Genomic DNA, 8632 nt, shown 5'->3' on the forward strand with positions numbered 1-8632 from the left:
ACAACGTGAAGCATCACGGCTGAAGCCGTTTCCTACGAAAAAAGCACGCGTAGCCAAGCCCATGGCGCCAACTGAAATCCGCATGCACAACGGCGTTCGCGAGATCGCCGTCGAGGCGTGGGACAACCTGGTCGGCAGTGATCATCCGTTCACATCCCACGCCTTTCTTGCCGGGCTGGAAGAACACGACTGCATCCAGTCCGCTTTCGGCTGGCAGTCGTGTCCGATCGGGCTGTACGAGGACGACACGCTGGTCGCTGCCGCCCCGATCTACCTCAAGGGCAATTCGCACGGCGAATTCGTATTCGACTGGTCCTGGGCGGGCGCCTATCAGCGCAATGGTCTGGACTACTACCCCAAACTCCTTTGCGCAGTGCCTTATTCACCGGTCACCGGACCACGATTGCTGGTGGGTGGCGGCGATGGCAGCGAATTACGTCGTCGAGCCTTGATCTCGGCGATTGAACACCACGTTCAGTCAAACGGGCTTTCTTCCGCGCATCTCAACTTCGTCGACTCGTCCGGTGCAGTTGCGTTTTCGGGCACTCGCTGGCTGCCGAGGATGGACTGGCAGTTCCACTGGAGAAACCGCGGCTGGAGTGATTTCGAGGAGTATCTTGGCGCGCTCAAGCCAAAGAAGCGCAAGAACATCCGCCAGGAACGGCGTAGCGTACTGGCGGCCGGCGTTCATTGCGAGATTCGCCACGGCGAAGAGCTTGATCCGGGAGACTGGCGCGCTATTCACGACCTCTACCTGTCGACCTTCGAGGCGCACGGCAACCACCCTGCCCTGACGGAATCGTTCTTTCGTCATCTGGGCCGATCCATGCCGCGCCAGATCATCGCCGTACTCTGTCGCAAGGCCGGCATGATCATTGCCGCTTCCTTGTGCCTGCGTGGAGGCGACACCCTCTATGGACGATACTGGGGCACTCACGAGCAGGTTGCAGGCCTGCATTTCGAGGCGTGCTACTACCAGGGCATTGAATACTGCATAGAACACAAGCTGCAGTGGTTTGAACCTGGCGCCCAGGGAGAACACAAAATCGCACGAGGTTTCCTGCCGCGCGCAACGCGTTCCTTCCACTACATCGCCGATCCCAGGTTCAGCCAAGCCATCAGTGATGCATTGCACCGAGAAACGCTGGCACTGGCGGACTACAGACAGGATCTGATGCAGCACTCCCCGTTTACTGCCGCCGATGATGCCGCCGCATGATCACCTTGCCCCAACTGAGCCGGAAAGACCTTTCCTTTCCGCCCGTCGAACAGGCACTTGAGGTACCGAATGGCTTGCTTGCGTTCGGTGGCGACCTCAGTGCCGAGCGATTGCTGGAGGCCTATGCGCGAGGCATCTTTCCCTGGTATTCGGAAGGCCAGCCCATTCTCTGGTGGTCGCCCGATCCACGCATGGTGCTCGCGACCGCCACTCCCCATGTTCCACGGCGACTCAAGCGCTGGGTCAGGAACTGTGACTGGACCATTCGCGCAGATACGGCGTTCGACGCGGTGATGCGCCATTGTGCCGCCCCCCGTCGCGATGGTGATGGCACCTGGATTACCGAAGCCATGCTGGCCGCCTATGGACACCTGCATCGCGAGGGACATGCCCATTCAGTGGAGATCTGGGATCAGGACATCCTGATTGGCGGCATCTACGGAGTTGCCGTAGGCCGCATGTTTTTCGGGGAATCCATGTTCAGCCTGCGCGACAACGCGTCCAAGCTGGCCTTGCTGGCGTTGTGCAAGGGTTTGGACGCGAACGGATTTTCCCTGCTGGACGCTCAAGTCAGCTCGAGCCACCTTGAGTCCCTGGGTGCCTTCGAGATCAGCCGTGGCGAGTTCGGCGAATGTATCGCCAGCTTGGTCAGGCAACCGGGCGAAATCGGCAATTGGACTGCGTGGTTCGGCAAGAACACGATCAGGAACCTCGGCAATACCTCGCCCGGCCAGCAGCCGTCGTGGTGAGCGTCCAGCGGCCTTCCGATCCACGCAGCGCGCAGGAAATCCGGTGTCTGCAGCCCGATCTGGCGCACCAATCCTGAAGGGATATCGCTATTCATGCCGATCCCTTCGATATAATCAGCCCTGATCGTGTAGAATTCCGCGCCTTCTCGGCCACTCCGAGTATGAAGCCCAGGGAAAAATGTCAAAAGACGACGTCATTGAAATGGAAGGTGCGGTCCTCGAGACCCTTCCGAACACCATGTTCCGCGTAAAGCTGGAAAACGGCCACGTGGTCATCGCCCATATTTCGGGCCGGATGCGCAAGAACTACATCCGCATCCTCACCGGCGACAAGGTCAAGGTCGAGATGACTCCCTATGACCTGACCAAGGGTCGCATCACCTACCGGATGAAGTAAGACACACAGCGAACATGAAGCGCTCGTTTGCTCTGCTGAGCTTGCTGGCGCTTATGGTTTCAGTGTGTGCCCATCATCCGGCCGGCGCTCCGAGTCGATCTTCGCTACTGGGCGTTTGGCAAGGCAATAGCAACGAGGCGTCAAACGGACGTCCCGGCGACAATATCTGACAAGAATTGCCGACGGTACAGTTGTCATCCACTTTCGACGTTGCGGCAACCAGGGCGAACTCTGGATCCTGCTCGAAAGCGGGACATTGGAATTCGCTGACGGCATCGAGACTGCGCGGACGTTGCAGGTCGATGGGATCAGCGTGGACACGGAAGACGACTACTACCTGGAGCGCTACCGTGTCGCTGCCTTGCCGAATGGTCAATTGAGCCAGACCTCTCTCAAGAACAACACGCTTTACTCACCACCTGAATTGATCGAAACCCGCATCGACGGATCGGCATTCCATCTGCCGGCCGACCCCTGCACCACGGCGGCTCGATCGGCTATGGCTTGACAGTAGCGCTGGGGTTCGCTGGCGCTCACCACCAACCTGCGAAATTCCGGCGAGACCTGCCGCTTCGCAGGTTGGACTGAGCAAAGCGATGCCCAACATGTCGATGCCTGCAAAAACATGCCGCAGGATCACAGACGGCAACATCGAAGCTCTCGCTACTCGACCACGGCCGGCAGCTTTACGGCAGCTTCCGACTCCACCTTGAGTTTGCCATCCTGTACGGTCAGCTTGACCTTGCCACCCTCGGCCAGCTTGCCGAACAGCAGTTCGTCGGCCAGTGCGCGCTTGACGTTGTCCTGAATGACGCGGGCCATCGGCCGTGCACCCATTTGCGGATCGAATCCATTCTCTGCCAGCCACTTGCGGGCTTCGGCATCGATGTCGAGGGATACCTGCTTGTCCTGCAGTTGCGCTTCCAGTTCGATCAGGAACTTGTCGACTACACGCAGGATATGTTCGAAATCCAGCGCTCCGAACTGCACGATCGCATCCAGCCGATTGCGGAATTCCGGCGTGAAGGCCTTGCGAATGATTTCCATCGCGTCTGAAGAATGGTTCTGGTCGACGAATCCGATCGTGCGCCGGGCTGCTGTCTGGGCACCCGCGTTGGTCGTCATGACGACGATCACGTTCCTGAAGTTCGCTTCACGGCCATTCGTATCGGTCAGCGCACCGCGGTCCATGATCTGAAGCAGCACGTTGTAGACATCCGGGTGCGCCTTCTCGATCTCATCGAGGAGCAGCACGCTGTGTGGATGCTTGACGATCTGCTCCGTCAGCAGGCCTCCCTGATCAAACCCGACATAGCCGGGAGGGGCGCCGATCAGGCGCGAGACGGAATGCGCCTCCATGTACTCGGACATGTCGAAACGAACCAGTTCGACTCCAAGCTGCAGGGCAAGCTGGCGAGTGACCTCGGTCTTGCCGACCCCGGTCGGCCCGGCAAACAGGAAATTGCCGATCGGCTTGTTCGGGTCACCCAGGCCTGAACGCGCCATCTTGATGGCACTGGTCAGGGCCTCGATGGCCGAATCCTGGCCAAACACGACCATTTTGAGGTTGCGATCGAGATTGCGCAGCACATCACGATCCGAAGCGGAAACCTGCTTGGGTGGAATGCGAGCCATGCGCGCAACGATGTACTCGATTTCGGGAACATCAACCGTTCCCGTGCGTTGATCGTCGGGCAACAGCCGCTGGCGCGCTCCGGCTTCATCGATGACATCGATGGCCTTGTCTGGCAGCAGGCGGTCAGAAATATGCTTGACCGAGAGATCCACAGCCGCCTTCAACGCTTCTCCGGTGTACTCGACATGGTGATGTTCTTCGAAGCGGCTCTTGAGCCCCTTGAGGATCTCCACGGTGTCGGCAACGCTGGGCTCAACCACGTCAATCTTCTGGAAACGTCGTGCAAGAGCGCGATCCTTCTCGAAAACGCCCCTATATTCCTGGAACGTCGTCGATCCGATACAGCGCATCTCGCCCGATGCAAGCATCGGCTTGATCAGGTTCGAGGCATCCATCGTGCCGCCGGATGCGGAACCGGCACCAATAATGGTGTGAATTTCATCGATGAACAGAATGGCACCAGGTTCCTTGCGGAGCTGGTTGATGACTGCTTTCAGACGCTTTTCGAAATCACCTCGGTACTTGGTCCCGGCGACAAGGGCGCCAAGATCCAATGCGTAAATCGTGGCGTCCTTGAGGACATCCGGAACCTGCCCTTCCACGATGCGCTTGGCCAGCCCCTCGGCCAGCGCCGTCTTGCCCACACCGGCCTCGCCGACGTAGAGCGGATTATTCTTGCGCCGACGGCACAGGACCTGGATGGTCCGTTCGACTTCCAGCTCGCGCCCGATCAGTGGATCAATCTTGCCCTGACTGGCCAGTTCATTGAGGTTGTTTGCAAATTCGTTGAGGGGATTGCCACGCGGCTCCTCACCGCCCTCGCCGTCTCGGGCTGCCTGTTCGGCACCCGCCGGATCGACTGATTCGTCGCTCATCTTGGCGATGCCATGGGACAGGAAATTCACCACATCAAGACGATTGACCTCCTGCTGGCTCAGGAAATAGACCGCATGCGAGTCTTTCTCGCCAAAAATGGCCACCAGCACATTGGCGCCGGTCACTTCCTTCCGGCCCGAGGACTGGACGTGGTACACCGCGCGTTGCAATACGCGCTGGAACCCAAGCGTCGGCTGCGTATCGCGCTCGTCAGCCGGCGGCAGGACAGGAACGGTTTCGGCGATGATCGATCGAAGATCGCGCCCGAGCTTGTCCAGGTCGGCACTGCAGGCGCGCAGTACCTGTATCGCTGAAGGATTCTCCAGCAATGCGAGCAACAAGTGCTCGACCGTCATGAATTCGTGGCGCTGCTCCCGCGCCTCCTTGTAGCACTGGCCGATGGTGAGCTCTAGATCCTTGCTGAACATCCGGGTTGCCTCGGTGGATGACTAATGCATGGGATATGTGGGGTGGCTCAGGATTTTTCCATGGTGCACAGCAAAGGATGCTGATGCGTCCGTGAAAACTCGTTGACCTGGGTCACCTTCGTTTCCGCCACTTCCCTTGTATATACGCCACAAATGCCCTTTCCGCGCGTGTGGACATGCAACATAACCTGGGTTGCGCGTTCGCGGTCCATCGTGAAGAACGTCTCCAGTACCACGACCACGAAATCCATGGGCGTGAAGTCATCGTTAAGAATGACCACTTGATAAAGCGGCGGCTTGGCCACTTCGGGCGGCGCTACTTCGACCGCAAGACCGTGTTCGCGGTCGTTTTCGTGTTCTGGAGGTTGGGACATGGGCATGGACAAGGCTCGTTGATGACAACCAGTATAGGTTCCACCGAACCTCGTTCAAGTGATCCGCAGACTCGGATCGTGTCGGCTCCTGTAAACTGCGCGCCGATGAGCATGGCAATTCAAGAGACGCAAACACTCACAGACGAGCCCAGGGTATGGTGTCCGCGGGTAACCGTAGCCACGGTTGTACCGCAGGATGACCGCTTCCTGCTGGTCGAGGAAATCGTGCACGGCCGAACCGTGATCAATCAGCCGGCCGGCCACCTTGAGCCCGACGAAACCCTGCAATCTGCTGCAATCAGGGAAACCCTCGAGGAAACAGGCTGGCATGTCGAACTGGATTGCCTTGTGGGCATCCAGCAATGGACCAGCTCCGCTTCTGGCAGTCAGTTCGTGCGCTTCACGTTCGCTGCGCGTCCGCTCAGGCATGACCCTTCGCACCAGCTGGATGACGGCATTCTGCGCGCCTTGTGGCTCAACCGCGAGGAAATCGCCGCGGCGAGCCCTCGCCTGCGCAGCCCGCTGATCCTTTCCAGCATCGATGACTGGCTGGGCGGCAGACGCCTTCCGCTGGACAGCATTTCCCGGCTGACTCCCGGCACTGAATCGATCTAGTGCGGATGGAAAAGGGTCTGGTCATGGTCGGCGTATCCGGCGGCGTCGATTCCTCGGTTGCCGCCATGCTGTTGTCGCAATCGCACGCGGATGTTGCCGGCCTGTTCATGCAGAACTGGGAGGAAGACGAACGCCTCGGCCCCTGCCGGGCTGATGAAGATCGCAAGGATGCGGTGGCGATCTGTGCGCGACTCGGGATTCCGTTTCACGCACGCAATTTTGCCCGTGAATACTGGGACCAGGTATTCGAGCACTTCCTCGAGGAGTATCGCGTCGGGCGCACGCCGAACCCGGATGTCCTGTGCAACCGGGAGATCAAGTTCAAGACCTTCCTGGAGCACGCCAGGGCTCTTGGCGCGGAGACCATCGCGACAGGCCACTACGCACGAAATGCATTCACGGATGGTCAATGGCAGTTGCTGCGAGGCGTCGACGACAACAAGGACCAGAGTTATTTCCTGCATGCATTGGGCCAGGAGCAACTTGCAGCAACGTTGTTCCCCGTAGGCGAACTGCCAAAGCCCGAAGTGCGCCGCATCGCCCGTGAGGCACAGCTGCCCAGCCATGCAAAGAAGGACTCCACGGGCATCTGCTTCATTGGTGAGCGCGATATCCGCGAATTTCTCGGGCGCTACATCCCGGCACGAGCCGGCGAAATCCGCACGCCCGAAGGCACCCGCATCGGTGAACACCAGGGTGCCTGGTATTACACGCTGGGCCAGCGCGGCGGACTTGGCATTGGCGGTCGGCAGGATTCAACCGGCGAACCCTGGTATGTAGTTGGCAAGGACGTCGGTCAGAACATTCTCTACGCGGTCCAGGGCAATGCCAATGAATGGCTTCTGTCGACACGTTTGCAGGCCAGCGAACCGACCTGGGTGGCGGGAGCCGCGCCCGCCCGAGAGTTTCGATGTGTGGCGAAGACGCGTTACCGGCAACCCGACCAGGGCTGTCTGGTTCAGCTTGACGGCAATCGATGCAGGGTCGAGTTCGACCAGCCGCAACGCGCCATCACACCCGGCCAGTCGGTTGTGTTCTACGATGGCGAGGTCTGCCTGGGTGGCGGCGTCATAGAATGCAGCAACGCGGCATTTGGCGGCTGGATTGATCCAGCGTAGCCAGCAGCACCCTCTACCCCTGAACTGGAAGTTGTCTTGACACCTTATCCGCAAGAATTCGCCTGCAGGCCGCTCGCCCTCCCAAGCCGGAGCTGCGTCATTCGTGTCCGATGTCACTTCTGTTGCGCAGGTTCAGCAGTCAGTTCGGCTGCTGCGCATGCGTGAGTCCCGTGTAATTGCGCTCGCTGGCGTGTTTCAGGCCTGCTCGCAGGTTGCTGCGATCGCCAATGAAGGCCGTGGTGACAGCACAGCAATCGAATCCAGCCTGGCCAGCCTGTTCCGGATCGACAGCGACAGCGCCGCCGATGTCTTTGGCGGGCTCTCCGGGATCAAGACCGGAATGGAGGTCTTGGTCGAAAACCTCGACAGCAACAATCGCAACTTAGTCGTCTCGCAACTGGTTGTCGGTGTACTCAGGCTCGAGCGCAAGCTCTCAGGTCGCAACAGCATGCTGGGCGAGCTGCGCGCCGGTATTGAATCCATCCAGCGCCAGGTCGACCACCTGGGCGTCGCCCACACCAGCGTGCAGGCACGCCTCGCCGAGCTCTACAGCCAGACCCTTTCGAACCTTAGGCCGCGCATCGTCGTGCATGGCAATCCGGTCAACCTTTCAGATCCGCGCCGGGTTGAACAGATCCGATCGTTGTTGCTGGCTGGCATCAGGTCTGCCGTGCTTTGGCGCCAGATGGGTGGCAGTCAGTGGCGCTTGCTGGTGCGCCGCAAGGAATACACGATGCTGGCGCGAGGCTTGCTCGCGCGCTGCACCCTGGATCGCGGCTAGGCCAGGAGTGACGCTTCAGCGGGGCGCAGTGATCCGGATCGAATCATCGTAGCGGATCGTTTGCACGGTATGGCTCTTGCGCCCCATGGCTTCGCCGTCGCTGACCGAGCGAACGATGTGACCCGAAGCATCGAGATACGCCACATTCTGCGAAGACACTGCAATTCCCATGATTTTCGTATTGACATCGTAGCTGATCGCGCGCAACTCCTGGCCATCAACGGACTGCATGCCCAGATCCTTCACGTTGCTCGTCCCGGCCCTGACCTCCTCGATGGTGGACGGCACCAGCCGCTTGACCATGGCGCTCATGTCGATGGGCGGCTTGGACCAGTCTCCGCCACCGCTGCGCATCCAGGTACCTTCGGGCAGGATGATGAGAGAGATCGCGTCGGTAGTCACACTCATGCGCTGGCTGGTATCGAACTCGACTTTGGAG

General features: G+C 59.6%; 10 protein-coding genes. 7 read left to right on the forward strand and 3 right to left on the reverse strand.

Going from position 1 to position 8632, the window contains the following annotated elements:
• Positions 1-61 precede the first annotated feature (61 nt).
• The 4 genes from WBP53_RS11590 to WBP53_RS11605 all read left to right on the forward strand — a co-directional run bounded on the left by WBP53_RS11590 (position 62) and on the right by WBP53_RS11605 (position 2873).
• Positions 62-1219 (forward strand): GNAT family N-acetyltransferase, encoded by a 1158-nt coding sequence (locus WBP53_RS11590; RefSeq protein ID WP_423929085.1) that lies wholly within the window; start codon positions 62-64, stop codon positions 1217-1219.
• Positions 1216-1968 carry a leucyl/phenylalanyl-tRNA--protein transferase gene (aat, locus tag WBP53_RS11595; protein WP_423929071.1) on the forward strand — a complete coding sequence of 251 codons (753 nt, stop codon included), beginning with the start codon at positions 1216-1218 and terminating at the stop codon, positions 1966-1968. Before WBP53_RS11590 ends, aat begins: the two co-directional genes overlap by 4 nt.
• A gap of 178 nt (positions 1969-2146) precedes the next feature.
• Complete coding sequence (gene infA, locus WBP53_RS11600; RefSeq protein ID WP_423929073.1) at positions 2147-2365, forward strand: translation initiation factor IF-1; 219 nt, start codon at positions 2147-2149, stop codon at positions 2363-2365.
• A gap of 256 nt (positions 2366-2621) precedes the next feature.
• Entirely contained in the window at positions 2622-2873 is a 252-nt protein-coding gene (locus WBP53_RS11605; protein WP_423929075.1) for a hypothetical protein, read from the forward strand.
• 155 nt (positions 2874-3028) lie between these two features.
• Here the strand turns inward: WBP53_RS11605 and clpA are convergent, their stop codons facing one another.
• The gene (gene clpA, locus WBP53_RS11610; RefSeq protein WP_423929077.1) at positions 3029-5305 is read right to left on the reverse strand and encodes an ATP-dependent Clp protease ATP-binding subunit ClpA; all 2277 of its coding nucleotides are present in this window, start codon (positions 5303-5305) and stop codon (positions 3029-3031) included.
• 47 nt (positions 5306-5352) lie between these two features.
• A complete protein-coding gene (gene clpS / locus WBP53_RS11615; protein ID WP_423929087.1) occupies positions 5353-5679 on the reverse strand; it encodes an ATP-dependent Clp protease adapter ClpS in 327 nt (108 codons plus the stop codon).
• 111 nt (positions 5680-5790) lie between these two features.
• On the opposite strand from clpS, the gene WBP53_RS11620 reads away from it, so the two are divergent.
• The 3 genes from WBP53_RS11620 to hflD all read left to right on the forward strand — a co-directional run bounded on the left by WBP53_RS11620 (position 5791) and on the right by hflD (position 8193).
• The gene (locus WBP53_RS11620; protein ID WP_423929089.1) at positions 5791-6294 is read left to right on the forward strand and encodes an NUDIX hydrolase; all 504 of its coding nucleotides are present in this window, start codon (positions 5791-5793) and stop codon (positions 6292-6294) included.
• A 5-nt stretch (positions 6295-6299) separates the two neighbouring features.
• The gene (gene mnmA / locus WBP53_RS11625; RefSeq protein WP_423929079.1) at positions 6300-7412 is read left to right on the forward strand and encodes a tRNA 2-thiouridine(34) synthase MnmA; all 1113 of its coding nucleotides are present in this window, start codon (positions 6300-6302) and stop codon (positions 7410-7412) included.
• A gap of 157 nt (positions 7413-7569) precedes the next feature.
• The gene (hflD, locus tag WBP53_RS11630; protein WP_423929081.1) at positions 7570-8193 is read left to right on the forward strand and encodes a high frequency lysogenization protein HflD; all 624 of its coding nucleotides are present in this window, start codon (positions 7570-7572) and stop codon (positions 8191-8193) included.
• Between the two features lie 15 nt (positions 8194-8208).
• Here the strand turns inward: hflD and WBP53_RS11635 are convergent.
• The coding region (locus tag WBP53_RS11635) for a hypothetical protein (protein WP_423929083.1) at positions 8209-8632 on the reverse strand (424 nt) is incomplete at its 5' end.

Source organism: Dokdonella sp. (assembly GCF_049593775.1).
Lineage (GTDB): Bacteria > Pseudomonadota > Gammaproteobacteria > Xanthomonadales > Rhodanobacteraceae > Dokdonella.